The sequence below is a fragment of the Streptomyces vinaceus genome, from assembly GCF_008704935.1.
GTDB lineage: Bacteria > Actinomycetota > Actinomycetes > Streptomycetales > Streptomycetaceae > Streptomyces > Streptomyces vinaceus.
Window position 1 is genome coordinate 1,553,916 of the sequence record NZ_CP023692.1, and the last position, 25,352, is coordinate 1,579,267.

General features: G+C 72.9%; 22 protein-coding genes and 1 pseudogene. 8 read left to right on the forward strand and 15 right to left on the reverse strand.

Annotation, left to right across the window (positions count from 1 at the left end):
* Window positions 1–8: 8 nt before the first annotated feature.
* The 3 genes from CP980_RS06955 to CP980_RS06965 all read right to left on the reverse strand — a co-directional run bounded on the left by CP980_RS06955 (window position 9) and on the right by CP980_RS06965 (window position 3,016).
* A complete protein-coding gene (locus CP980_RS06955; RefSeq protein WP_150493064.1) occupies window positions 9–1,163 on the reverse strand; it encodes a caspase, EACC1-associated type in 1,155 nt (384 codons plus the stop codon).
* The gene (locus CP980_RS35820; protein WP_341874188.1) at window positions 1,160–1,591 is read right to left on the reverse strand and encodes an effector-associated constant component EACC1; all 432 of its coding nucleotides are present in this window, start codon (window positions 1,589–1,591) and stop codon (window positions 1,160–1,162) included. The genes CP980_RS06955 and CP980_RS35820 overlap by 4 nt, the downstream gene beginning before the upstream one ends.
* 357 nt (window positions 1,592–1,948) lie before the next feature.
* Window positions 1,949–3,016, reverse strand: a complete 1,068-nt coding sequence (locus tag CP980_RS06965) for a serine/threonine-protein kinase (RefSeq protein ID WP_167535801.1) — start codon at window positions 3,014–3,016, stop codon at window positions 1,949–1,951.
* A gap of 24 nt (window positions 3,017–3,040) precedes the next feature.
* On the opposite strand from CP980_RS06965, the gene CP980_RS35020 reads away from it, so the two are divergent.
* Window positions 3,041–3,523, forward strand: a complete 483-nt coding sequence (locus CP980_RS35020) for a hypothetical protein (RefSeq protein WP_167535802.1) — start codon at window positions 3,041–3,043, stop codon at window positions 3,521–3,523.
* Here the strand turns inward: CP980_RS35020 and CP980_RS06970 are convergent.
* Window positions 3,498–3,947, reverse strand: coding sequence for a phosphoribosyltransferase (locus CP980_RS06970; RefSeq protein WP_150493070.1), 450 nt, complete (start codon window positions 3,945–3,947; stop codon window positions 3,498–3,500). The genes CP980_RS35020 and CP980_RS06970 overlap by 26 nt on opposite strands.
* Before the next feature lie 365 nt (window positions 3,948–4,312).
* On the opposite strand from CP980_RS06970, the pseudogene CP980_RS06975 reads away from it, so the two are divergent.
* Window positions 4,313–4,498, forward strand: a pseudogene (locus CP980_RS06975) (CorA family divalent cation transporter); the annotation flags it as partial.
* A gap of 102 nt (window positions 4,499–4,600) precedes the next feature.
* Here the strand turns inward: CP980_RS06975 and CP980_RS06980 are convergent.
* Window positions 4,601–5,752: a serine hydrolase domain-containing protein gene (locus CP980_RS06980; protein WP_150493072.1), complete on the reverse strand. Its 1,152-nt coding sequence runs from the start codon at window positions 5,750–5,752 to the stop codon at window positions 4,601–4,603.
* 139 nt (window positions 5,753–5,891) lie between these two features.
* Here CP980_RS06980 and CP980_RS06985 point away from each other — a divergent pair, with 139 nt between their 5' ends.
* The gene (locus CP980_RS06985) at window positions 5,892–7,142 is read left to right on the forward strand and encodes a sensor histidine kinase (protein ID WP_150493074.1); all 1,251 of its coding nucleotides are present in this window, start codon (window positions 5,892–5,894) and stop codon (window positions 7,140–7,142) included.
* Window positions 7,143–7,255: 113 nt separating this feature from the next.
* On the forward strand, window positions 7,256–7,966 hold the full coding sequence (locus CP980_RS06995) for a response regulator transcription factor (RefSeq protein WP_373312804.1): 711 nt from the start codon (window positions 7,256–7,258) through the stop codon (window positions 7,964–7,966).
* A 57-nt stretch (window positions 7,967–8,023) separates the two neighbouring features.
* On the opposite strand, the gene CP980_RS07000 is transcribed toward CP980_RS06995, so the two are convergent.
* From CP980_RS07000 to CP980_RS07035, 8 genes are all read right to left on the reverse strand, one after another.
* Window positions 8,024–12,754, reverse strand: a complete 4,731-nt coding sequence (locus CP980_RS07000; protein ID WP_150493076.1) for a HEAT repeat domain-containing protein — start codon at window positions 12,752–12,754, stop codon at window positions 8,024–8,026.
* Window positions 12,755–12,763: 9 nt separating this feature from the next.
* The gene (locus tag CP980_RS07005) at window positions 12,764–13,417 is read right to left on the reverse strand and encodes a DUF421 domain-containing protein (protein ID WP_208834767.1); all 654 of its coding nucleotides are present in this window, start codon (window positions 13,415–13,417) and stop codon (window positions 12,764–12,766) included.
* 25 nt (window positions 13,418–13,442) lie between these two features.
* Window positions 13,443–13,775, reverse strand: coding sequence for a DUF6968 family protein (locus CP980_RS07010; protein ID WP_150493078.1), 333 nt, complete (start codon window positions 13,773–13,775; stop codon window positions 13,443–13,445).
* Window positions 13,776–13,908: 133 nt separating this feature from the next.
* Window positions 13,909–14,745, reverse strand: a complete 837-nt coding sequence (locus CP980_RS07015; protein WP_099888877.1) for a S1 family peptidase — start codon at window positions 14,743–14,745, stop codon at window positions 13,909–13,911.
* Window positions 14,746–14,853: 108 nt separating this feature from the next.
* Window positions 14,854–15,615 (reverse strand): tyrosine-protein phosphatase, encoded by a 762-nt coding sequence (locus CP980_RS07020; protein WP_150493080.1) that lies wholly within the window; start codon window positions 15,613–15,615, stop codon window positions 14,854–14,856.
* A gap of 48 nt (window positions 15,616–15,663) precedes the next feature.
* The gene (locus CP980_RS07025; protein WP_132759330.1) at window positions 15,664–16,332 is read right to left on the reverse strand and encodes an O-methyltransferase; all 669 of its coding nucleotides are present in this window, start codon (window positions 16,330–16,332) and stop codon (window positions 15,664–15,666) included.
* A complete protein-coding gene (tsaD, locus tag CP980_RS07030) occupies window positions 16,308–17,492 on the reverse strand; it encodes a tRNA (adenosine(37)-N6)-threonylcarbamoyltransferase complex transferase subunit TsaD (protein WP_132759329.1) in 1,185 nt (394 codons plus the stop codon). The genes CP980_RS07025 and tsaD overlap by 25 nt, the downstream gene beginning before the upstream one ends.
* Before the next feature lie 62 nt (window positions 17,493–17,554).
* Window positions 17,555–18,616: a phosphatidylinositol-specific phospholipase C domain-containing protein gene (locus tag CP980_RS07035; RefSeq protein ID WP_189998349.1), complete on the reverse strand. Its 1,062-nt coding sequence runs from the start codon at window positions 18,614–18,616 to the stop codon at window positions 17,555–17,557.
* 228 nt (window positions 18,617–18,844) lie between these two features.
* On the opposite strand from CP980_RS07035, the gene CP980_RS07040 reads away from it, so the two are divergent.
* Complete coding sequence (locus CP980_RS07040) at window positions 18,845–19,858, forward strand: trypsin-like serine peptidase (RefSeq protein ID WP_150493082.1); 1,014 nt, start codon at window positions 18,845–18,847, stop codon at window positions 19,856–19,858.
* A gap of 14 nt (window positions 19,859–19,872) precedes the next feature.
* On the opposite strand, the gene CP980_RS07045 is transcribed toward CP980_RS07040, so the two are convergent.
* Complete coding sequence (locus CP980_RS07045) at window positions 19,873–21,288, reverse strand: NAD(P)/FAD-dependent oxidoreductase (RefSeq protein ID WP_167535803.1); 1,416 nt, start codon at window positions 21,286–21,288, stop codon at window positions 19,873–19,875.
* A gap of 116 nt (window positions 21,289–21,404) precedes the next feature.
* A complete protein-coding gene (locus tag CP980_RS07050; RefSeq protein WP_150493084.1) occupies window positions 21,405–22,337 on the reverse strand; it encodes an oxidoreductase in 933 nt (310 codons plus the stop codon).
* A gap of 192 nt (window positions 22,338–22,529) precedes the next feature.
* Here CP980_RS07050 and cbiE point away from each other — a divergent pair, with 192 nt between their 5' ends.
* The 3 genes from cbiE to CP980_RS07065 are packed head-to-tail and all read left to right on the forward strand — an operon-like array spanning window position 22,530 to window position 25,334.
* A complete protein-coding gene (cbiE, locus tag CP980_RS07055; RefSeq protein WP_150493086.1) occupies window positions 22,530–23,837 on the forward strand; it encodes a precorrin-6y C5,15-methyltransferase (decarboxylating) subunit CbiE in 1,308 nt (435 codons plus the stop codon).
* A complete protein-coding gene (gene cobM / locus CP980_RS07060) occupies window positions 23,834–24,583 on the forward strand; it encodes a precorrin-4 C(11)-methyltransferase (RefSeq protein WP_099888885.1) in 750 nt (249 codons plus the stop codon). Before cbiE ends, cobM begins: the two co-directional genes overlap by 4 nt.
* Window positions 24,573–25,334, forward strand: a complete 762-nt coding sequence (locus tag CP980_RS07065; RefSeq protein ID WP_150493088.1) for a cobalt-precorrin-6A reductase — start codon at window positions 24,573–24,575, stop codon at window positions 25,332–25,334. The genes cobM and CP980_RS07065 overlap by 11 nt, the downstream gene beginning before the upstream one ends.
* Window positions 25,335–25,352: the final 18 nt, after the last annotated feature.

Genomic DNA, 25,352 nt, shown 5'->3' on the forward strand with positions numbered 1-25,352 from the left:
CGGGGATCTCAGCTGCGGCCGTTTCGTCGGGAAAGTCTCCCTGCCAATCGCTCTATCAACGTGGGGCTACGTCCCTGACTCGGTCGTGGGGCGTCCTGAACAGCCGCCTCGATCGCCGTCTCTGCCAGCAGCCGCATCCACGCGGCTTGCCACTCGGCAACCTGTGCATCTGAAACGCCGCAGGCCGACAGGTATGCCGCTGTGGTCTGCCAGGTCCTAGGCAGGCTCTCGCGGTTCAAGAGCCGACTGACGGTGCTGGCTGAAACGCGTCCACCAGAACGTTGGCTGACCAGTTGATGAGTGAGGCCGCTCGTAACGCGAACGTCTGACAACGCCTTAAAGAAGCCCTTGACAGTGCGAATATCCGAGGGGTCGGGCCAGGAGCGTTCTAACGCGTGGTTCTTGCCATTGGGAGGATCAGAACCCGTTGCAGGTAGGTACGCAGGGTTACGACCGAGAGCCAGCTGCGCTCCCGTGTTTCTGTCTCTCGCCTGGGGTGCGGGACGCCCCTTGGCCGCCAGATTGATGCGCATGTGTCGGTACAGCGCGCCGAACTCCAGCAACTCAGGGCCGTGGGGTATGCCCACCTGAAGGGCATTCAGGAGCTCTCCCGTGAAGGCGGTGAACGGCTCACCTGGTGGGGCAAGTGCTGTGCGCGTTTCTGCCGCAGCGGCCAGCAGGAACGTCCCCTCCACGGATGCCTGATCGGCCAGGTCTACCGGTCCGCCCATCGCCCCCAGCGCTAGGCCGCTGTAACAGCAGTCGAGGACGACGACACATCGCTCGGCTCGACCGTTTAGAAGCGCCTGCCGGAGCCATCTATAGGACAACCCGGTCTCGACCCGTTGCTGCCTAGACTGCGGCATGGCCAGATAGAGATCGTTTTCTGGGTCAACCAGCCCATGCCCCGCAAAGTAGATGAGTACCGTGTCACGCGCTTGCTCGGCTGCCGCCCGTACTGCGGACATGGTCATCTCAGCAGTCGTGGGGTTGGAGAGTGTCACGCAGTGTTCCGGCGGCAACCCCCATGAGAAGGGTTCTGCCAGCGCAGCAGCCAAAGCTGTCAGGTTGTTGGACACTGCCGGCAGTTGCTCAAGGTGGTCATAGCGACTCGTGCCTATCAGCACAGCACGGGTCGCGCCAGGGTCGGGAAGGACACTCACGCGTCTGGGGCATCATCGGGAGCCTGAGCCTCAAGAGCTCGGACGGCATGGTCGATCTCACCGTCACTGCACTGCGTAAGAACGATCACGGTGTCACCCCGCCTGATCTCGATCCGCGGGTCCTGGGGCCTTGTTCGCTTCCACGCGGCCAATGCGACAACGAAGGAGGCCGCGCTCCACCCGTTATCGGTGACCAACTGGATGACATCCACCAGGCCGCCCATCTGCCCCGGCTCGGGAGGCTGTTCCTGGAGTGTCAGCCAGGATGACCTACGGATGCCCGTATCTGCCCGGAGCCAGTTGTGCAGTGAGCGCAACTCGTCAGCCTCGGCCGCCACCCGTACGTCAACACGCATGCCTCTCCCCTGTCTCCAGCTGTCGGTGCTCCCATGCACCTCCATCGTCCGACAGAGCGTGCCTCCTGGCATGCGTTTGGCTCATTCCCTCAGGCGCTAGGGAGAATAAGGCTCGGTTGGGGAGCCGCTGGGGAGGATTAGCCGCATCAGTTGTCAGCACGGCGAAGGAGCCTGCAAAAACGGGTAGCCGCAGGTCAGAAGGCCTCTCCCATCGATTACCGCAGGTTCGTACCGCGAGGTGACGATTTCAAGGCTCCGCACGGTCGCCATCCTCTTCACACCCACCTTGGGCGGCACGATCCAGGGCATGAGGTTCGAACCCCCGCCCGCCGCCGACTACCCCTTCACCATCCGCCTCATGGCCAGATCGACGCATGGCCGCTTGGCGCCAGCGGGTCCTGTAGACGAGAGCGGGCAGCCGAAGCAGCGTCACTTCAAATTTCGAAGCACAGTGCGCAAAGCAGCCGGGAGGCTCTCCGGTTGGACTCCGCCCTTCTCGTGTTGGCGTGCGCGCCGGCCTGCCGGGTGGCGTACCTCGATGCTGTAGCGCCGCCGTTCGTCCTGCACCGCACAGACCGAGACGGCCTTCGCCGTATTGGTGGCGCCCCCTTCAAAGCACTGGTCGTGACCGGCGTGGGGTGTGACACGGCGCCAAGGTCGGTGAGGTTGTGAGCACTGAGCGAGTTGGTTTGCGAGCTCTTGCGCACTCCTGGGACGAGCAGCTGGATCGATGGAGAGTCCTCGTTCGACGACACTGCCGAGCCCCTGGGAGACATGGGGGGCGATGTCACGCAGCTTGTCGAACTGGGCATGGAGGATCCGCTCCCTGCGGGCTGTCGGGCGGACGGCTATGGGCCCGCTCGGGTACTGCCCAGACAGGAGGTAAAACAGGGTGGCGGCTAGGGAGTAGACATCTGAGGCCACCGAACATTTGTCGGTGCTCAACACCTCTGGAGCCACGGTGGCGAGGGTTCCGTTTGCGGCCGTATAGCCATCGCCATCCATCCGTGCGGCGAAGCCGAGGTCTCCCAGCAATACGTTGTTTCCGTTGTCGGCGAAGGCGTTTCCTGGTTTGACGTCGCGATGGAGTAGGCCAGCGGCATGGATGCGCTCGAGCCCGTACCCGAGCTGCTGGCCCCAGTGCACTGCCTTCGCAACGTCAGCACCGAACGGTGCCGCGGCTGACTCGAGGTCGCCGTCCATAACGGGCATGGTGATGTAGCGGATGTCAGTCCCGCTGGCGATGTCAGCGTTATAGACGGGGAGGAGGTACTGGCTCTGCAACTTCTTGAGGGCCTGGGCTTCGTCCCACGTCGCCGGCTGGCCTTGCAGCGGTTCGAAGAGCTTTAGCGCCACCTCAGCGCGAAGGTGCTCATCGAAGACACGATAGACCTCGCCGCCAGATCCACCCCCAAGGCGTTCCAGCACCTCGTAGCGATCACTGATGCGGTTCCCGACCTGGCGGTTGCCGATCTGGGCGATGACCGTTCCCGACATGAACGTCACTCTATAGTGCTGGGCATGGAGGTACTGGGGATCAGTGTGGGCTTTCCAACGGCAGGACGTGGTCCTGTAGTTAACTGCGTCGTGCTGCAGGGATCGCAGGGCGAGCCGCACCTGCGGGAGGCATGCGACCTTCGAACAGCGGCGTCGGAAGTCATCAACCAGGTCGAAGACTTGGGGCGCAAGCTCAGCAGCAAGCTCTCGGCATTGAACCCCGACGCCGTGGTGGTCTGCGTTGCGGACGTCAGCCCTGCCGGAAATCGCAAGGCAGCACCGCGTCATCGCCTCATGATCGAAGGCGCTCTCGGCTGCGTCTGCCGCGATCACAAGATCCACCAGGTGACCTACCGCAGCGGCAAGGAAGTCGGCGAGGCACTTGGCCTGACCAAGGCAGATGCCCTTGCGCACGGTAAGGCATTGGACCCTAAGCGTTCGGCGGCCGCTGCTGCAGCCCTTACCGCGTTGCCCGCAGCGTCTACCACAGACCCGAATCCGTCGTAGAACAGGAACGGGCCAGCGGCGCTTCTCCGAGTACGTCCAACCCGTCCACGCCGCAGTCGGCGGCTCGCGCTGCCACTGCAGTCAGCTGGTGGAGGACGACCGCGTGAACGTGTCGAGCCCCGAGGTCTCTGGCATGGCGAGCAGCCTGTGCCACCGCAGTGCCGCTGGCAATGTTGACGTCCACAATTAATACGGTCTGCGTGTAGGCAGCCGCCTGCGAGGACAGGCCGACCAAATCGCTGCACGACGACAGGAGCGCCCCAACCAAACGCTCGGCAACGGGGCTGGCAGCGAGGACGGCTTGCGCTCCGGTGCGTCGGGCAACGGTGATCACTTGCTCAGCGGCGTCGTGCAAGACGCTCGGTTCGGCTAGCCGTTCAATGTTGCTGCGGGCTGTGTCCACTGCGCCCAAGAGGTTGCTCATCGGTCCACCCCCATAGGATCACTGACCTTAGATGTGTGCAGTCTCGATGGAGAACGACAGCGCGCCAACACTGATGCCCATTCCGTTACCAACGACACTGCCTGCGCGCCCTGGGTACCGCAAGACGAGCAACCCCGCACATGTCCAGAGATGCGGTACTGGCCACCAATCCGTCGCGCAACATCGCTGCTGGCAACAGTCTCGCTGGGGAGAATCTGGGGAGAATGAAGCCCCTCCGGGGAGCGGCTGGGGAGGATCGGGCGCATCAGCGGGCGGTACCACGAAAGGGCCTGAAAGGTGGATCGCCGCAGGTCAGAGCGCCTCTCCAGCTGATTTCCGCAGGTCAGCGCCGCAAGGGTGACGACTTCAAGAAGATCTCCTCCTGGGCCGCCATCCTCTTTGCACCCAGGTTGGTGGGAACCATCTACGGCATGAACTTCGAGACGATGCCGGAGCTCCACTGGGCGGCGGGCTACCCCTTCGCGATCCTGTTGATGGCGGTCGTCTGCACGAGCCTGTACGTGATCTTCAAGAAGCGGGACTGGCTGTAGTCGGCGGGTTTGCTTCCTGGGGAAGCGGGTGGCGTCGGCTTGGCGTGAGGGCGGTGGGTCCGACCTGGCCATGGTCGTTTCACGGAACGTCCCCGGTGGGGTTCAGGGGCACAGGGCGGTGCCCACGGCGTGTTCGAGGTTCCTGCGGGCCGCCTCGTCGGTGAGCTGCGTGGTGACCGCTACGTGGGCGGCACGGCCGTCGTCGGTGGCGCCGCCCCGCGTCTCGTAGCCCGGGAAGCTGCCGCCGTGGCCCCAGGAGAGACCGCCGCACGGCAGCGGCCGGCTGACGATGCCGAGTCCGTAGCGGGCGCCGGGGCCGAAGGTCGCTTCGGCGGGGACGGTGGTGCGCATCTCGGCGAGCTGGGCCGGCGGGAGGAGGCGGCCGCCGAGGAGCGCGGTGAAGAAGCGGTTGAGGTCGGAGTTGGTGGAGATCAACTGGCCTGCGGCCCAGCCCCAGGAGGGGTCGATCTCCGTGATGTCGCGCAGCGGTCCGTCCGGCGCGTCGCGGAGGTAGCCGTGGGGGTGGGGCTCCCTGATGCTCGCGTCACCGGGGGCGGGGAAGTAGGTGTGGCGCAGCCCGATGGGCTTGATGATGCGCCGGTCCATCTCCTGCGCCAGGGGGCGGCCCGTGACCTTCTGTACGAGCAGGCCGGCGAGCACGTAGTTGGTGTTGCTGTACTTCCAACTCTTCCCGGGGTCGAAGTCGGCCGGGTGCCGCAGGGCCGTGTCGAGCAGCTCGCGGGGGTCGTAGTACCGCGCGTCCTCCCCGAGGTACCTGCTGTAGTCGGGGAGTCCGCTGGTGTGCTGGAGGAGCTGGCGGACCTTGATGCGGCTTCCGTCGATGCCCTCACCTCGGACCAGGCCGGGCAGGTAGGTGTCCACCGTGGTGTCGAGGCCGATCCTCCCCTCGGCGACCAACTGCAGGACCACCACCGCGGTGAACGCCTTGGTGTTGCTCCCGATCCGTACCTGGCCGTCCACGGGTACCTTCGAGCCGGTGGCCAGGTCACCGACCCCCGCCGTGTAGGTGCGGGTGCGGCCGTCACGGGCCTGGACGGACGCCAGGGCGGCGGGCATACCGTCATCACGCACCAGCCCGTTCAGGGCCCGCTGGACAGCGTCCGCACCGGCCGCGGCCGAGACGGAGGGCGGCGCGAGAGCGCCCAGCGTCAACACGCCGACGGTCACCGCGACCACGGCCGACACGGCCCGTCGCCGCCGTCCGCCCTGAAACTGCCGGGTCTGAGCTCGCATGAGTCAACTCCTGAGGAATCGTTCGGTGGAGCACGATCCTGGTCTCCAGGGCCCTGTGACCGCATCGCGGGAAGGCGGGAGAATCCGCTCCCCCGATCGGGGGAGGCTGCCGGCGGGCCGCCCGGCGATACTGGCGATCATGATCAGGGGAATTCGGCCGCTGTTGCGCGGCTCCACGTATGCAGGTGTGCTGTTCGCCTACTGCGGCGCGCTGGCCAGCCTTCCGCTGCTGCCTTTCGCCCTGTTGCCGGCCCTGTCGTGGCGCTCCGCTCCCGAAAGCGTGCAGCTCGTCCTGGTCCTGCTCGTCTGGGCGGCCTTGGTCGGCGCGGTCGGACTGGCGCGCCCCGTCCGACGCGCTCTGATCGTGTCCGCCCGCCGGCTGCTGCGCGTGCCGCTGCCGGATCCCGTGGCCGGCGGCCGCACTTCCGGTTCCCCCGGCCCCGACCGCTGGCGGACCCCGCTCTGGCTGGTGCTGCACGTGGCCGTCGGGTGGGCGGGGGCGCTGACGAGCGGGCTGCTGTTCGTCATGGGCCTCGTCCTGCCGGGGAACTGGCTCGGTGGCGCGGCGCGGATGAGTCTGTTCGGCACGTCGGTCCGGGTGTCGGGTGGGTGGAGCAGCTGGGTGGTGGCGGCCGCGTGCGTCCTGCTGGCGGCGGCCGTCTGCGTACTGGTGACCAAGTCCCTGCGGTGTTTGGCGCCACGGCTGTTGGGGCCGTCGGCGGCCGAACGGCTCGCACTGGCCGCCGAGCGGGAACTGCTGCTGGCCGAACGCAACCGGATCGCCCACGAGTTGCACGATTCGATCGGGCACACGCTGACGGCGGCCACCATCCAGGCGGCGGTGGCCGGCGAGGTGCTCTCCGCCGACCCGGCGGCGGCGCGGGCCGCCATGCGCAGCATCGAGGAGTCGACGCGGGCCGCGCTGGAGGACCTGGACTACGTGCTGGGAGTGCTGCGCGAGGAGCAGTCCGCGACGGCGCCGGCCCGCACCCTGGCCGACCTGCCCGAGCTGCTGGACCGCCTGCGGCACGCGGGGGCGGTGGTGGAGCCGGAGCTGTCGGGCGCTCTGGCGCAGGTACAGGGGACGCTCTCCCGGGCGGCGTACCGCATTCTCCAGGAGGGGCTGACGAACGCGCTGCGCCATGGGGCGGGCGGCCCGATCGAGGTCCGCGTGGCGGCCGGCCCGGACGGACTGGACCTCACGGTGGTCAACCGGACCGGGGCACGGACGGACCCGGGCCCGGACCCGGGTACCTTCCCGACCTCCGGCCACGGTCTGCCGGGACTGGCCGAGCGCGTCAGGCTGCTGCACGGTGACTTCCGGTCCGGCCCGGACGGGACGCGGCACTGGCGGCTGGCCGTCCGGCTGCCGGCACGGGCGTCGGCGTGAGGGCATCCGACGCGGACGGGAGCACGGCCCTGCCCGCCGTGACCGGCCCCACCGTCACCGACCCCGCCGTGACCGGCCCCACCGTCACCGACCCCGCCGTCACCGGCCCCACCGTGACCGGCCCCACCGTCACCGACCCCGCCGTCACCGGCCCCACCGTGACCGGCCCCACCGTCACCCTCCTGATCGCGGACGACGACGAGGTCACCCGCAGCGGCCTGCGCACACTGCTCGCCGCACAGCCGGGGATCACGGTGGTCGGGGAGGCCGCCGACGGCGTCGAGGCGGTCGAACGGGCGAGGATCCTGCGGCCGGACGTGCTCCTGATGGACGTCCGGATGCCGCGTCTCAACGGGATCGAGGCCACCCGCCAACTCGTCGCCGAAGCGGCCGGACCGCCGAAGGTCGTGGTGATCACCACCTTCGAGAACGACGGCTACGTCACGGCCGCCCTCAGCGCCGGCGCCAGCGGCTTCGTCCTCAAGCGGCTCCCGGTCCGCCGGATCGCCGAGGCGGTCCGGGTGGTGGCGGCGGGCGAAGCGGTACTCTTCCCGGCCGCACTGGGCCGCATGGTCGCCCCCCGCCCGCTGGGCTCCGCCGAGGCCCTGCCGCGGGCCGCCCTCACCGGCCGGGAGGAGGAGGTGCTGCGCCTGATGGCCACCGGGCTCTCCAACCCCGAGATCGCGGAATCCCTCACGGTGAGCCTGCAGACGGTCAAGACCCACGTGGGGAACGTGCTGACCAAGCTCGCCGCGCAGAACCGGACCCATGCGGTGGTGATCGCGTACGAATCCGGCCTGGTGGTCCCGGGCTTCGCCGGCTGACCGGCTCGCCCACGGGCCACGACGTGGCTCCGCCGGGCGTCGTTGCAGGGGCGGGGGCTATTCGGCTTCGGTCGTCGTGATGTGGTTCAGGACCTTCTCGTAGAGGGGGCGTTTGTCGGGGCGGGCGTGGGCGGCGGCGTGTCTGAGGGACGGGAGTGCCCGTCCGCCCAGGTCCGTGACGGCCTTGACCGCGGCGCTGCGGACGGCGGGGTGGGAGTGGTCCAGCAGTGCGGTCAGGGCCGGGATCGCGGGTGCCCAACTCGCGTGGCCGAGCGTCCGTACCGCCGTGCGCACCACGTCCGGCTGCGGGTCGTCCAGCAGGACCGTCGTGTGGTGGAGGTAGGCCGCCCGCTCCAGTAGGGCCCGTGAGGTCCGGTGGGCGAGCAGGCGGACGCCGGGCTTCGGGTGGTGCAGCAGTTCGTCGATCAGGTCCCGGAGGGCGGGGTCCCGGTCCGGGTCGGGGCCCCGGTGTTCCTCGGCCAGTCGCGTGAGGGCCCGGTGCACCAGCTCCGGGTCGCCGATACGGGCCTGGTCCAGGAGCTGCCGGCGGGACGGGGGCCGGGGCGCCGCCGTCCCGGCCCGGGAGCGGTCGCGGAGCGCCGCCAGCGCGGCGGCGTCGCGCCGTACCGCGTCGTCGGGGTGGCGCAGCGGGCCCTCGACGAGGAGGAGCCCGTCCGCGAGGTCGTCGCGTCCCTCGGCCCGAAGCCGCCGGCAGGCCCGCGTCAGCTCGGGGGTGCGCAGCAGGGGGCGCCCGCGCAGCAGGTCGAGGACTCCCCAGGCCCCGGCCGCGATCCGGCCGCCGAGGTGCTGCGCCAGTACGTCGGCGGGGACGCGGCGCAGCGCCCGCCCGGCCGCGGAGCTGCCGGCCGGCGGGTCGTGCTCCCACCACTCCAGCAGGAGCGGGACCAGCGGTTCCAGGTCCTGCGGGTCGAGCCGGGCCGCCGCCTGGGCGACCCTGTCGTGCAGGATGCCGTCCGCGCGCAGTTCCTCCTGGTCGAAGGCGTTCAGCGTGCGGGCCAGTTCGGCGTCTACGGGTACGTCGACGCGGCCGTGCACGAACGCCCGGAGCACCGGAATCCTGGCCTCGGGCTCGGGCCACCGCGAGAGCGCGAGGGCCGCGGTGTGCCGGTGATCCGGTGCGGATGCCCGCAGCATGGTCAGCAGGCGCTCGCGCAGGGCGGTCGAACGGGGCTGGTCGAGGTCGTCGTCGCGTACCGTCCGCGGGCGCGGCGCCGTCGCGTGCGTGGTCTCGGCGAGGGTCCAGGGCGGAGCGTCGAGCGGCTGGATGTCCGTCATCCAGTCGATGAGGGCGGGCCGGACCTCGGGGCGGGCGGAGGCGTACACGTCGATCAGCGTGTTCAGGCGGTCGCGGGAGTTCGGTGTTCCCGGCCCGTCGAGCCGGCGGAACTCCTCCAGGCCGTCCCGCGTGCGCACGGCCGCCTCCAGCGCGGCCGGCCACGCCGTGGCCTGCGCCGTCGCCGTCGCCTGCGCCGTCGCCGTCGCCTGCGCCGTCGCCTGCGCCGCGGCCGTACGGGTCTGCGGTACGGCGAACGCGTCGCGCAGCACGGCGGTCTCGGCCCGCCAGGGGTCGGCGCCCAGCCGGGCCGAAGCCAGAGCCAGTTCGAGGTCGGCCCGGACCAGCACGGCGCCGAGGGCGCGCAGCAGCGCCAGCGCGGAACGGCTCCCGGGTGCGGGGCGCAGCCCGCGTACCGCCTCGGCGACGGCCGGCCTCCGCGCCGCCGGCAGGGTCGGCGCGACCGCTTCGAGTACGGCGAGGAGCTCGTCCCGGTCTTCGGACGGAGCCCCTTCGAGCCCGTCGAGCAGGACCTCGGTCCACCGGGCGAAAACCGCCAGTTCCGCGGTCGTCCACGGTGCGGGGCACAGCCGCAGGACGAGGCGCAGTACGCCACCCCGGTCGGCGGGGGCGGAGCCGGCCAGGCGCAGCCACTCCCCCAGCAGTGGCCGCAGTTCCCGTAGCCGGCCGGGGTCCGGCGGCGGCCCGGGCTTGCGGGCGATGCGGAGCGCGACCGACGGATTCCAGCCGCCGGTCGTCAGCGACCTGATGTCCGGGTCCGCTCCGGTCTCCACCGCCGGCCCGGGCGTGTCCGCCAGCGTGATCCCGTGCTCGGCCATCGCCGCCGACAGTTCCTCGACCGTCCCGGAGGCGAGGCCCACCCGGCCGTCCGCCACCAGGGCGAGCAGTGTCGGCGCGAGCCGTGACCCCTGCTCGTCCAGTGCGATGACCGAGCCCGCCGGCAGGACGCGGTCGAGCCCTGCCAGCAGCAGTTCGCGGGCGCGCCGGTCCTCGGTGCGCTCGGCTGCGGCGAGGACGGTCGCCAGGTACGCGTTGCCGAGGACGGCGCGCAACGCCTCGACGAGCGAGCGGCGCAGCCCCGGGTTGTCATGGCGCCCGAGCCAGCCGAGCAGGGCCGGTACCGCCAGGGGCGAGCCCGCGCGGACCAGTACCTCGGCGGCGGTCTTCTTGACGTTCATGTTCGGATGGTCGAGACACGCGGCGATCGCGGTGGAGGCCCAGCGCGCCCCCGCGTGACCGAGCGCGAGCAGTGCCTGCCGGACGGTCTGGATGTCCTCGGCGGCGGTCAGTGCGATCAAGGTCGCCGACAGCGCCTGCGCGTCCTCCCCCGTGGCGTCGCGGGCGAGCAGCGCGATCACGTGCTTGCGCACGTGCCGGTCGCGGTGGCGCAACAGGCGGTGCACCCTCGTACGGGTGCCCGCGTACGGGGCTCTGAGCAGGACTTCGAGCAGGATCGCCTGCTCGGCGCCGGAGAGTCCCGGCCGGTCCAGCAGGTCCAGGGCCGTGGTCGCGACGAGTGCGTGTCCGGCCTCCCGGGCGGTCTCCGCGTCGAGCAGGCAGGACGGCCTGATGCGCCCCCGCCCGTGGAGACGGCTGCCCAGACCGTGCAGGGCGTCCAGGACCTCTTGGGGTACGACGGGCTCGCCGGCCGGCGGTCCCGCCGGCTGTCCGGCCGGCTGTCCGCGCCCGGGTCGCGGGCGCCCGGCCGGGGCGGCGGCCGCGCCCGGTCCCCATGACACCGCCAGCTCGGCGACGATGCGCAGCAGCAGGTCCGCGAGGGCGGGCAGGGTGGCGGCGCTGCCGTGCGCGGCCAGTGTGCACAGCGCCGCCACCGGCTCTTCCGGGTCCAGATGGGCACGGAGGAGGGCCAGTTCGCGCTCGTCCGGGCCACCGAGGTCCGGTGCGATACGCGCCGGCAGACCGGCGGGATCGAGACGGACGAGGAGGGCGCGTCGCTGCGCCGGATCCTGGGTGAGGTGCCACAGCACCTCCAGGGCGCGGCCGCGCACCGCGCGCAGGTGCGGCGCGATCACGGCGACGCTCTCCGCCGCGGCGACACCGGGCCCCTCCCCAAGACCGGGCCCCTCCCCGAGACCGAGCCCTTCGCGCAGCGCCGTCACCGTGCGGTCCCCGCCGATGGCCTCCAGAGCCTCCAGGGCGGCTGCCGGGGCGGCCGGCAGGAGGGCGATCACGGCCGCTTCGGCATCCGCGTGACGTAGAGCGCGGATCGCGTCGAGGAACGGCCCCGGCGCGGGAGCCGAGGCCAGGACCCGGGTGATCGCGTCCCCGATCGGGAGTTCCTCCGCCCCCTGTCCGGCCAGGGCGACCAGCAGGGCGAGCCGGCGCGGCCAGCTCGGATCGCCGGCGTCCGCGTCCACCAGTACGCGGAACACCGCCTGCCGGCAGGTGAACAGGATCGTCGCGACCTCCTGGGGCGCGATCGAGTGATCGGCCAGCGCCAAGCCGATGAGGGACGGGACGTGCACGTCGTCCGGGAAGTGCCCCCGCCGGTGGAGCCCGCGCAGGCAGGTCACCGCCGGCCCGCCGAACAGCAGGGGATCCCGTGCGGCGACGGCCGCCAACGCGCCGATGTCGGCGCGCTCCGCCAGGTCGCCGAGCAGTTCCATCCCGCGCCGGCGCAGCCCCGGCGGCAGCTCCGGGTCGTCGATGACCTGCCGCAGCAGGCCGTGGTGCCCGTGCTGGGCGGCGGTCACGATCGCCGCGTCGGCCACCTCGGGACGCGCGCGCACCGCCTCCGCGGCGAGGAAGGGCGCCAGACACCCCGGCGGCACGGGGTCCAACGCGGCCCACGGCGCGGCGAGTTCACTCAGGGCGGCGACGGTGACCGCCGCGCTGTCGGCGCCGAGCAGGCCGATCGCGTACGTACGGACCCGGGCGGGAGCCAGCAGCCCGGCGTGCAGCCCCTGCCCGGCCAGCCGCAGGCCCGCGGCCTGCAACACCGGGTCGGCGCTGCCGACCAGCTCGTCCACGAGCCGCTCGGGCCGGTGCGCGCAGGTGACGGTCATCTCCCGCACGGCCTGGTACAGCAGTTCGCCCCGGGGTTCGCTCCGGATCGCCGCCGGCTCGTTCAGCAGCTCGGCGCGCAGCCAGGCGATCTGCACCCGGGCCGGCAGCCCTGCCGTACGCCACGAGGGCCGGCGGAGCCCCTGGCGGTACGGTCCCAGCCGTTCGTGGAGCCGCGCGAGGACGAGCGCCTCCTCCGGCGGCCCTTGCACCGATTCCGGCAGCAGCCCCGCGAGTTCGGCCGTCTCGGACGCGTCCCCCGTACGGCCCGACCCCACGCGCTCGGCCAGGAGGACCAGCCCCAGATGACGAACGCGGGGGTCCTCGTGCCGGACCAGGCGGCCGAAGTCGGCCGGGGAGCAGAGCCGCGCGTCGAGTTGGCCGCCCGGCCGGCTGACGCCGGCCCGGCGCATCGCATCGTGGAAGGGCTGGTCCGGCGGCGTGCTCACCGTCGGATGCTAACGGGAACGGTCTCGGCCCCACCAGCGGGTTGCGCGCGGGGGGCGGGGGCGTGCCGGCCCGCGGTCGTTCAGGGCGTCCACCTTTTCGGACAGGGTGCTCAGGGCCGCCTTGAGGGCCGCGATGTCGGACTTGTCCGCCGATTGGTTGGGTTCCGCGAGCTGGACCACCAGAGCGCCGCCCGGTTCCAGGGTGACCTCCGTGGTTTCCGTGACGTCGTCGCCGCCCTGGTGGCGGACCGCCGCGTCGAGGTCGGCGCGGCGCAGCCCGTTGCGGCGGATCACCGCGGTGAGCCAGTGGCCGTCACGGGCCAGGGCGGTGGGGGTGCCCTCCAGGAGGCGGCCCAGCCATTCGTGGCGGGCGGCGGCCCGGACCACCAGCGTGTTCACCCCGAGCAGGACGGCGGCCCCGAAGGCCGCCCCGAGGACCGAGTTGTCCGGGCCGATCACGGCGTTCTGCACGACGTTGGCCAGCAGCAGCATGACCACGAGGTCGAAGCTGCTGAGCTGGGCCAGCTGCCGCTTGCCGACGATCCGGAGCAGCAGCAGGATCAGTACGTAGACCCCGATGGTGCGCAGGGCCTTCTCCAGGTACGGGATGTCGCCGTGCAGGAAGGGCGTGAGGGCGTCGTGGGCGGCATGCACCCCGTCCACGCTGGCACATCCGCAACGGCCGGTGTCAGCGACCCGCCGTATGGGGCCGGAGCAGGACCTCGGACGCGCTCAGGCCGCTCTCCCCGCCCCAGGTGAAGGTGAGGCCGCGGTCCTGCGCGGCCTCGGTCAGCCGGCTGCCCAGGACGTCCGCCGCCAGGGCCAGGGCCTGGATCCCGTCCACCCCGTGGATCTCGTACGTGGTCTCGGAGAGGCCGTCGAGCCGGCAGGGGCAGATCCAGTCGCCGGCCGGGTCCGGATCGGGGTACGGGGCGCCGAGCTGGAGGGTGACCGGGAAGGTCGCGCCGTCCCGGGCGACCGCCTCCAGCCGGCGGGTCGCGATCACTGCGTGGTTCTTCATGCGTTCGGCCTTCGGTCGACTCGGTGGGGCCAGTCTCCCCCAGTCTTCGCCGGCTCGGCGTGGGGACGGACCGCCCGCCCCGTCGCGGGGGACGGACCGCCCGCCCCGTCGCAGGGGGCGGGCGGCCCGGGCGTCACGGCTTCGGCAGGGTGCATCCGGCGCGGTTCAGGTCGATCTTGCTGCCCGCTCCGACGCACGGGACGATGATGTACGTCTCCTGGGCGTAGTTGATGCCCTGGCGGACGGTGACGTTGCCGGCCTCGTCCACCTCGCACGGGTTGTTCTCCGTGCAGCGCTGCCCGTCCTCGTTGCCCGTGTTGTTGACCGCGACGACCTTGCCCGTCGTCGTGTCGATCACCGGGGAGCCCGAGGTGCCGCCGATGGTGTTGCAGGACGAGGTGTAGCGGACCGAGTCCTTCCAGGTCCAGTCACCCTCCTTGAGGCGGTACGCGAACCCGTCCACGTTGCAGCTGTAGATCCGCTTCCAGTACCCGGAGACGACCTTGATCCCCGTGCCCTGCACCGGCCGGGCGTCGTTCAGGGTGAGCGCGGCGATGCCGTACTGGCTCTGGATCTGCGCGTAGGTCTTGGTGAGCTGGTAGATCGAGATGTCCGTGTCGGTCATCGTCGCGTACGCGACCTTGCTGGCCCGCAGCGTCGCCACGCGCGAGCCCGACGCGTTGAGGAGCGAGAACGAGCGGCTGGACGACTGGTCCTTGATGACCTCGCCCGGCCCTGGGAAGCCGGTTTCGAGGCAGTGCCCGTTGGAGAGCACGAGTGCGGGGTCGTTCGGCTGGGAGCCGGGGACGCGGACGACGGACCCGGAGCAGTTGCTGAGCGCGACCGTGCCCGCGTAGTTCACGGTGACGGCCGCCGCCGCCTTGTCCTGGGGCGCCGAGGCAACAGCCGGTGCTGCCGCCGCTCCTATCAGGAGCAGCGAGAGCACGGCGCCGACGAGAGGCTTGCGCATGTGGGGGTTCCCCTCTGATGACGATGCAACCGAAGATCCTTCGGTTGTCATGTGCATTGTTGGGACACGCGCAGCAACTGGCAAGGATGTGACCACAGTTGGCGGATTTCAGCGCAGCAGGCGCTCCCGGAGCCGGGCCGTCGTCGCCGGAGTGATCCCGACGCGCGCGCGGAGGTACTCGGCCGGGGAGCCGTGGCGCGCGGTCAGGTCGGCGAGCACGAGGGACAGGATCCGCTCCGGGGCGCGCCCGTACGAGGGCCAGCGCATGGTGCGTCCCGGGTTGGCGGCGTGCCAGTCGGCCGTGAGGCGGGCGGTGGCCAGCTCCGTGAGCGCGAAATCGGCCAGCACCTCCTCCTCGGACACGCCGAGGAGGGTCAGCACGAACGCGGCGATCAGACCGGTGCGGTCCTTGCCCGAGGTGCAGTGGAAGACCGCCGGGCCGGGGCCTGCGGCGATGAGCTCGATGGCCCGGCGGATCTCCTCGGCACCGTCCTCGGTCACCTCGGCGAACCGGTCGGCCAGGTACCGCCAGGGGTCGACGTCGGGGTCGATCGCGGCCTGGTCGTACGGGCGGTGCTCGATGCTGAGGTTGGCGTACGTGAACCGCTCCGGCTCGGGGATCCGGCCCTTGGCCTCGATCTCCCAGGGGTAGCGCAGGTCGATGACCGTACGTATGCCGAGGCCGAGGAAGCGGTCCCAGTCGGCCCCGGCGAGTTTGCCCAGGGAATCCGCCCGGTACAGCGCGCCCCAGGCGACGGTACGACCGTCGGTCGAGCGGTAGCCGCCCAGGTCGCGGAAGTTGTGCAGGCGGTCGAACTCGATGTGGCGGCGGTGCGGGGTGGCGGGCGCTGCGGTGTTCCGGTCGGACAACTGGGGCTCCTCCGTGTGCGGTGGGGCCCCAGGATGCCCGATCCTCCCTCAGCGCCTGCGCGCGAGCGTGAGCCCGTCCGCGATCGGCAGCATCACGGACTCCACGCGCTCGTCGGCGCACACGTACGCGTTGAACTCCCGGATGGCCAGGGCGTTCCCCTCGGCGCCGGCGTCCACCGCCTCTCCCCCGTACAGGACGTTGTCGGCGAGGATCACCCCACCGGGCCGCAGGCGGGGCACGAGCTCGTCCCAGTAGGCGCGGTAGCCCGGCTTGTCGGCGTCCAGGAACACCAGGTCGATCACGGGCTCCTGCGGGAGCGCGCGCAAGGTCTCCAGCGCCGGGGCGACCACGAGCTCGATGCGGTCGCCGACCCCGGCCGCCTTCCACGCCTCCTGGGCGATCGAGGTCCACGTCTCGGAGACGTCGCAGGTCAGGACCCGCCCGCCGGGTACCAGGCCGGCGGCCAGGGCCAGTGTCGAATAGCCGGTGAACGTGCCGACCTCGACGATCCGGCGGGCGCCGAGCATCTTGCCGAGCAGGGTGAGGAACACCCCCTGCTCGTGCGGGACCTGCATCTGCGCCTCGCGGCCGAGCGCGCGGGTCCGCTCGACCAGCTCCTCCTGGACGCGGCTGCGCGGCTCGGCCTGCGCGACCAGGTACCCGTACACCTCGGGGGTGAGGTGCACCGTCTTCACTTCGTCGACGTCCCTGTCCATGCCGCGCGTCCCTCCGCGATTCCCGTGCGTACGCCTTCGGGACTGCCCAACGACACCGCACCCGCCCGGCAACGGGCCGTTGCGCCGTCCTGCCCTCGGGCCAGGGGGTGGAGGGCCGCGTACTCCAGTGGTGCCGACGGGTCGATCGTGACCGTGAGCGGGGCCGGCTGCGCGTCCGCGCGGACCAGGAGGTCGCCGATCGCGGCGATCATCGCGCCGTTGTCCGTGCACAGCGTCATCGGCGGCACCCGCAGGGCGATCCCCGCCGAGGCGCAGCGCCGCTCCGCCAGGGCCCGCACCCGGGAATTGGCCGCCACCCCGCCGACCACCACCAGCGTCCGCACGCCGTACGCCCCGCAGGCCGCGACCGCCTTGCGGGTCAGCACGTCGGCCACCGCCTCCTGGAGCGAGGCCGCCCCGTCGGCGACCGGCAGCCGCTCCCCGCGCAGGCGGTGGCCCTCGGCCCAGCGGGCGGCGGCCGTCTTCAGCCCCGAGAAGGAGAAGGAGTACGCGTACGGGTCCTGCCCGCGCGGCCCGCCGGTCAGCGGACGCGGGAACGGGACCGCCTTCGGGTCGCCGCCCCGCGCCGCGCGGTCGATGGCCGGCCCGCCCGGGTACGGCAGGCCGAACACCCGGGCCACCTTGTCGAAGCACTCCCCCGCCGCGTCGTCCAGGGTGTCCCCGAGGTGCAGGATCGGCTCGCGGACCAGGTCCCGTACGAGCAGCAGCGAGGTGTGGCCGCCGGAGACGATCAGCACCACGCACGGCTCGGGGAGCGGCCCGTGCTCCAGGGTGTCGGCGGCCACGTGCCCGGCGAGGTGGTGGACCCCGTACAGCGGGAGGCCGAGCGTGTACGCGAGGGTCTTGGCCCCGGCCAGTCCGACCTGGAGCGCGCCGGAGAGGCCGGGGCCGGTGGTGACGGCCACCGCGTCGAGCTGGTCGGCCCGCAGTCCGGCCTGCTCCAGGGCCTGTCGGACCACGGGGCCGAAGGCGTGCAGGTGGGCGCGGGCCGCGATCTCGGGGACGACCCCGCCGAAGCGGGCGTGCTCGTCCATGCTCGACGCGACGACGTGCGCGAGGAGCCGGCCGCCCCGGACGATGCCGGCGCCCGTCTCGTCGCAGGAGGACTCGATGCCGAGCACCACCGGAGAAGCAGCCATCTGACCCGCACCCGTACCCTTATTGCGAACAGTTCGCAATAAGGGTACTCGTCGCGGGGGCGCTACCCGCGCGGGACCACCGTGGCCAGCACCGAGGGCAGCGGGTACCAGTCCGCCGAGGCGATGGACGCGTGGTGCGCGGCCATCAGGGCGACCCGCTCCCGCGCCTGGGCCTCGGTCGGGTGCACCCCGTCGATGGCGGGCGCCACCCCCTGGGCGTCGGTGGCGATCAGCAGGTAGTGGTTGCGGTCGTACCAGGCGGTGTCGATCGAACCGCCCGCGTACGCGCTCGCGTCCCCGTCGAAGACCACGAACCAGGGCCGGAGCGCCGCGTCCGCGTACCGGGCGCGCGGGTCGCCGGCCTCCGCCCGGTGCACGGCCGGGAAGGCCGCGGCCTGGCCGAGCCGGCCCGTGGCCGCGAGGGCGCGCAGGTACTGCGCGTACTCCCGGTCGGTCCACAGCGTGTCGTTCGCGTTGCCCTCCTCCAGCGTGCCGGGGATCAGCTCCACCAGGAACTTCCCGGCCATCGCGGCGCGGCTCGGCCAGGCGCCGGCCCGGGCGGCGGTGTCCAGGTCGGGATGGCCCGAGGCGAGCTGGCCGGGTCGGTACACGGCCTCGCCGAGCTTCGCGTTCAGCAGCGCGTCGAGCTCGGCCGGTCCGCGGCCCAGGTTGGCGGCGAAACCGTCCTTGAGCTCCAGCTTGAGGACGACCGGACGGTGCCCGGGGTGGGCGTCGTGCCAGCTGCGGATGTCGGAGAGGCAGCCCGCGAGGTTCTGGTTGCGGGACTTGGTGCGCAGCTGGGCGGGGGTGGTGGCGTTCTCGCAGTTGTTGTCGTTGCCGAAGGGGTTGTCGTGGGAGACGCGCCACGAGCTGCCGAAGAAGTTGGTCCACACGTCGAGCTCCAGCATCGCGGCGCCCGAGTCGAGGGCGTCCGCGAAGTACGGGTACTTGGCCTTCTCGTACGCGTTGTGCACGCCGACGCCCGTCGATCCCGCGTACGGGAGGTCGGCGGCGGCCCGCGCCGCCTTGGTCCCGGCCGCCCCCGCCGGGGCCGTACCGAGTACGAGGGCCAGTGCCGCCAGGCCCGCCGTCACCGCGCCCGCCATCCGGTTCCGCAATCTCATGCTTTCGGCTCCTGTCCGCCCAGTCGGTGCACTCTTGTGTCAACTCGCGCGGAGATTAGGCGAGTTGGGTGAAGGGCGGAAGGACGCCGGATGACGGGCCGCGGCCGGGCGCCCCCGTTGTGAGGACGGACACGTTCCGCCCCGGAACTGCCCCCGCCGCGCCGTCCGTCGAACAGGGGAAGCCGGCCGGGACACCGGCCGGCGTGTTCCGGCGGAGAGTGGCACGGCATGTTCACCAGGGTTCGCGGGCGGGCCGTACGGGTCACCCTGCTCGTCGGCGTGGGCTGCGCCCTGCTCATCGGGTGCGCCGGGCTGCTGTGGAAGCTGCACGCCATGGCGGCCTACGTGGCGGACGGGGATCCCGCGGAGGGCAGCTACGTACAGGAGGCCGAGCCGGCCGACCGCGCGGCGGCGGCCGTACTGGAGGGCCCGGCGCGGGAGGTCCCGGCGCCGGGCCCGGCCCCGCGGGGGCCTGGCGCGCCGGGCACGGACGCGCAGGGTACGGACGCGCAGGGCCCGGACGCGCAGGGCGCTGGCGGCCCCGCGGCCGTCGGGCCTTGGCGGTCGGGCGGCTGGCGGCCCTCCGACCCGCTGGTCGCGCGGCCCGCCGCGGCGGAGCCCTCGATCGGGGCGCTGTTCTCCCCCGGCGAGGACGCGGACCAGGACCACCACTGCTCGGCGAGCGTGGTCCACTCCCCCGGCGGCGACCTCGTCGCCACCGCCGCGCACTGCGTGTACCGCGGGATCCTCGGGTTCCGTACGAACCTCGTCTTCGTCCCCGGCTACCACGACGGCCAGGCCCCGTACGGGGTCTGGGTACCCAGCCGGATCGACGTGGACCCCCGCTGGACCGGGGACCAGGACCCCGACTACGACGTGGCCTTCCTCCGCGTGCGCCGCCCCGGTCGCCCCGGCGAGCGACTGGAGGACACCACCGGGGCCCGGACGATCCGGTTCGGGCCCGAGCTGCCCGCTCCGGCCCGGGTCGTGGGCTATCCCAACGCCACCGAGTACCCGGTGGAGTGCTTCAACACCGCCCGTGCCGAGGGGCCCGCGCAACTGCGGCTGGATTGCGCGGACGTACCCGACGGCACGAGCGGTGGTCCTGTGCTGACCGACGCGCACACCCTGATCGGCGTGGTCGGCGGCCGCGACGGGGGCGGCGACGAGAAGACCTCGTACAGCAGCCTGTTCGGCGACGGGGTGCGGGCCGTGTACGAGCGCGCCGTGGCGGCCCGCTGAGGGCGAGCGCCCCTCTACGCCCCGGAATCCGCCGGGGCGCTGTGGTGCGGCGGGTAGTCGGCGGTCTGCGGGGACGTCGGCAGCCGCCACTTGGACAAGACCCGTATCACCGTGCCCGGGCCGAGCAGGACGTTCGGCGAGAGGGCCAGCGACAGCACGCCGAAGAAGGGCCGGGAGATCTCCGGGTCGGTGTTGGCGCCCACGATCACCCGGGACATGTACGCCTGGAGGACCTTGGTGGCCCGGTCGGGCGGCGGCCCGTCGGTCTCCGGGTAGCGCATGTCCTCGCTGGTGGCGATCTGCCAGGCCACGTCGGAGGCGGCGGCCGTACGCCGCTGGATCCGCCGGGAGGCCGCGGCGATCTCCCGGGGCGCCAGGCCCCGGATGGCGCCGGCCAGCGCGTCCGCGGCGAGGGCGGCCACCGTCATCCCCTGCCCGTACACGGGGTTGACCCGGCAGACGGCGTCCCCGAGCACGACGAATCCGGCCGGCCAGCGGTCGAGGCGCTCGAAGTGGCGCCATTCGTTGGCGGTATTGCGGTAACCCGTCGGCGCGGAGAGCGGTTTGGCGTCGCGGAGGGCGTCGTACAGCACCGGGGAGCGCAGTGTCCGGGTGAAGTCGAGGAACTCCTCCTCCCCCGTCGGCGGGGCGTGTTCGCCGTTGCCGGTCAGCGTCACCAGCCAGCGCCCGTCGTCGAGGGGCACCAGCACGCCGCCGCGCGGGCTCTCGGGGCGGCCCTGGACGTAGATCCCCTGCCAGCGGCGCGCGGGATCCGGCGGGATCTCGTAGTAGCGGCTGGAGTAGGCGAGGTGGGAGTCGTAGCGGGTGGTCGCCGGGGCCGGGTGGCCGAGGGCGGCGAGCCAGGCCGGGGCCCGGGAGGTGCGCCCGGTGGCGTCGACCACGAAGCGGGCCGGCAGCGGGTCGCCCTCGCGCAGCCGTACGCCGGTGACCGAGCGGCCGTCGGGCCCGGCGACGAGCCCGGTCACCGTCGAGCCGGAGCGGACCCGGACGCGCTCGTCCCGCAGCACCTCCCGGCGGACGGTCCAGTCGATCAGCTCGCGGCTGCCGATCAGGATCCGGGACCCCGGAACCGGGTGGAACCAGTCGGCCGGGCTCAGCCACAGGAAGTCGCGCGGTGTCTCCATCAGCGCCGCCCCGGCCGCCAGCAGCTCGCGGGTGACCCCGGGCAGCAGCCCCTCCATCAGCTCCAGGCCCCGCGACCACAGCACGTGCACGTGCCGGGACTGCGGCACACCGGGCCGGAAGGCCGGTCCGGTGTCCGGCAGTTCGTCCCGTTCCACCACGGTCACGCGCGCGAACCGCTGGGCGAGCGCCCGCGCCGCCAGCAGCCCCGCCAGGCCTGCGCCGAGGACCACCGCGTGATCGTGGGCTTCCCGGGCTTCTGGGTGGTTGTCCGTGTCGTCGTCCATGGCGCAGAGTCTCCCGCGCCGGCCGCGCGGCGGATCAGGTCCCGTCCGGGGCGCCCCGAGGCACCCCGGGGGCGGACGGGGGGCTCACACGGGCCGCGGGCCGGCCCGCGGCCCGCTCAGCGCGCGGGCAGCCCGTACGGGACGGAGGTCAGCTTCTCCGAGGCCTCCCACAGCCGTTGGCCCGAGGTGTCGTCCAGGGTCCACTTGGCCCGCCAGGACGGGGCGGGCGCCCCGCGCCAGCCGAGCCGCGGACCGTAGAAGGAGTCGGGGCGTACGCCCGGCGCGGTGGCCGCGTACAGCGTGGGCAGCGCGCCGGACGCCGCCGGCTGGGCGAGCACGGCGGCGCCGAGGCCCATCAGCCGGGACATGGGCCGGTGGCCCTCCTGCAGCGAGGCCCCGGCGTGCAGGTTGGTCGAGGCGTAGCCGGGGTGGGCGGCGGCCGCGACGATCCCGGAGCCGGCGGCTTCCAGGCGCCGGGCCAGCTCGTGCGTGAAGAGGAGGCCCGCGGTCTTGGAGCGGCCGTACGCGATCCAGCGCCGGTAGCCGCGCTCGCCGTTCAGGTCGTCGAGGTCCACGTCGCCGAGCGCGTGGAAGCCGCTGGAGACGGTGACGATCCGGGCCCCGGGGGCGGCGGACAGCAGCTGGGGCAGGAGCAGTCCGGTGAGGGCGAAGTGGCCGAGGTGGTTGACCCCGAACTGGGTCTCGAACCCGTCGGCGGTCTTCCCGTACGGCAGGGCCATGACGCCCGCGTTGTTCACGAGCAGGTCGAGGGAGCGCCTGCGCTGCCCGTGGACGTGCGCGAACTCCCGTACGGAGGCCAGGTCGGCCAGGTCCAGCGGGATGAACTCCGCCACGGCCCCCGGGACCTCGGCGCGCAGCCGGACCACGGCGGCCCGGCCGCGCGCCGCGCTGCGGCAGGCCAGCACCACGTCGGCCCCGCGCCGTGCGAGCTCGCGGGCGGTGACGTAGCCGATCCCGCTGTTGGCACCCGTGACGACGGCGGTGCGGCCGCTCTGGTCGGGGATGTTCTCGGCGTTCCAGCCAGGCATGGGGTCTCCCTCGCGACGTTGGGACGGTGACACGGTGGGACGGTGACACGGTGGGACGCACGGTGCGGTCACCGTGGGGTTACCGAGGGTAGACCTCCGCTTTCGCGGGGGTGGAGCCGGGGGCCGGTCCCCCGGCCAGTAGGCTGCGGGTCCACCCGCCCGCTCCCCTTCCCGTTCCCGAGGTACCGCGCAGTGAGCTCCGCACCGCCGCTCCCCCTCCCCGTGTCGGTCGTCGGCCTCGGCGCCGACGGCTGGGCCGGGCTCACCGCCGCCGCGCGGTCCGCGCTGACCGGGGCCGAGGTGCTGATCGGCGGCCCGCGCCAGCTGGACCTGCTGCCGGCCGGCGACTGCGCCGGCGAGCGCGTGGCCTGGCCGAGCCCGCTGCGGCCCGCCGTGCCGAAGCTGATGGCCGAGCACGCCGGCCGCCGGATCGCCGTGCTGGCCAGCGGCGACCCCATGTTCTACGGGATCGGCCGGGCCCTGGCCGAGGAGCTCGGTCCGAACGGCCTGCGGATCCACCCGCACCCCTCCTCGGTCTCGTACGCCTGCGCCCGCCTGGGCTGGCCGGTGGAGGACACCGAGGTGGTCACGGTGGTCGGGCGTCCGGTGGCCCGCCTCGCGGCCGCGCTCTACGAGGGGCGGCGGGTGCTGGTGCTCAGCGCCGGAGCGGTGACCCCGAACGAGATCGCCGCTCTGCTGCGGGAGCGGGGCTTCGGCCCGAGCCGGATGCGGGTGCTGGAACAGCTCGGCTCCGAGCGCGAGGACACGTACGAGGGCCGGGCCGAGAGCTGGGAGCACCCGCCCGGCGATCCGCTCAACGTGGTGGCCGTGGAGTGCCGCCGGGACCGCGGCAGCGCCGTCCCGCGGCTCGGCGCGACCCCCGGCCTGCCCGACACCGCGTACGAGCACGACGGCCAGCTCACCAAACGCCACGTCCGGGCCGCCACGCTGTGCGCCCTCGCCCCGGCCCCCGGCGAGCTGCTCTGGGACATCGGCGGCGGCTCCGGCTCCATCGGCATCGAGTGGATGCGCACCCACCCCTCCTGCAGGGCGGTGGCCGTGGAGCGCGTCCCGGAACGGGCGGCCCGCATCACCCGCAACGCGGCGGCGCTCGGCGTCCCGGGGCTGCGCGTGGTCACCGGCGCCGCGCCCGCGGCCCTCGCCGGACTCCCGGCTCCCGACGCGGTGTTCATCGGCGGCGGGCTGACCGCCCCGGGCCTGCTCGACGCGGCCTGGGCGGCGCTGGCACCCGGCGGCCGGCTGGTGGTCAACACCGTGACCCTGGAGTCGGAGGCGGTCCTCACCGAGCGCTACCGGCGCCACGGCGGCGACCTGGTCAAACTGGCCGTCGCGCACGCGGCGGCGGTCGGCGGTTTCACGGGCTGGCGGCAGGCGATGCCGGTCACCCAGTGGACCGTGACCAAGCCCTGGCCGCGGCCGGACGCTCCCCCGGCGCAGGACCGGAACGAGGAAAACGAGGAAGAGGACCAGACGACATGACCGTGTACTTCATCGGTGCGGGCCCCGGCGCCGCCGACCTGATCACGGTGCGCGGTGCCCGACGGCTCGCCGCCGCCCCGGTCTGCCTGTACGCGGGCAGCCTGGTCCCGCGCGAACTGCTGGCCGAGTGCCCGCCGGACGCCCGCCTGGTCGACACCTCGCAGCTGAACCTCGACGAGATCGTCGCCGAGTGCGTACGGGCCCACGCGGCGGGCGAGGACGTGGCGCGGCTCCACTCCGGCGACCCGTCGATCTTCAGCGCGGTCGCGGAGCAGATGCGGCGGCTCGACGCGGCCGGCATCCCGTACGAAGTGGTGCCCGGCGTACCGGCGTTCGCCGCGGCGGCTGCCGCGCTGAAGCGGGAGCTGACGGTGCCCACCGTCGGCCAGACGGTGATCTTGACCCGGATCGCCCAGCAGGCCACGCCGATGCCGCCCGGCGAGGACCTGGCCACGCTCGGCCGCAGCGGGGCGCTGCTGGTGCTGCACCTGGCCACGCGCTACGTGGACCGCGTCGTCGCCGAACTGCTGCCGCACTACGGGGCCGAGTGCCCGGTGGCGGTGGTGGCGATGGCCAGCCGCCCCGACGAGCTGATCCTGCGCGGCACGCTGGCCGACATCGCCGGGCAGGTGAAGGCGCACGGCCTGGTGCGGACCGCGGTCATCGTGGTCGGCCGCACGCTCGGCGCCGAGCAGTTCCGCGACAGCCACCTGTACTCCCCCGAGCGCGACCGGCATGTCTGCTGACGGTTCCCCGGCCCACGTCCTGGTCCTGGGCGGTACGACGGAGGCCCGGCGCCTCGCCCAGGCGCTGGCCGGGGATCCCTCGTACCGCGTGACCACCTCGCTCGCGGGCCGGGTCTCCGCGCCCGTGCTGCCGCCCGGCGAGGTGCGGATCGGCGGCTTCGGCGGCCCCGGTGGGCTGGCGGCCTGGATCACCGCCCACCGGGTCACGCACCTGGTCGACGCCACGCACCCCTTCGCGGAGCGGATGAGCTTCAACGCCGCCGAGGCGCAGGCCCTCGCGGGGGTGCCGCTGCTGGCGCTGCGGCGCCCCGGCTGGACACCGCGGCCGGGTGACGACTGGACCTTCGCGGACTCGCTGGACGACGCGGCCGAACGGCTGCCCGGCCTCGGCGCCCGCGCGTTCCTGACCACCGGCCGCATGGGCCTGCACACCTTCGCGCACCTCACCGACACCTGGTTCCTGGCACGTTCGGTGGACCCTCCGGCCGCGCCGGTCCCGCCGCAGCTCGAAGTCCTGCTCGACCGGGGCCCGTTCACGCTGGAGGGTGAGCGGGAGCTGATCGCACGGCACCGGATCGACGTCCTGGTCACCAAGGACAGCGGGGGCCGAGCGACCGCGCCCAAACTGACCGCGGCCCGCGAGGCCGGGATCCCGGTCCTGGTGGTCCGCAGGCCCCCGGTCCCGGAGGGCGTCGCGCAGGCGGGGGACACGGACGCGGCCCTGGAGTGGCTCGGGGCGGTCCGGGCCTGAGCCGTCCGGCCGTCGAGG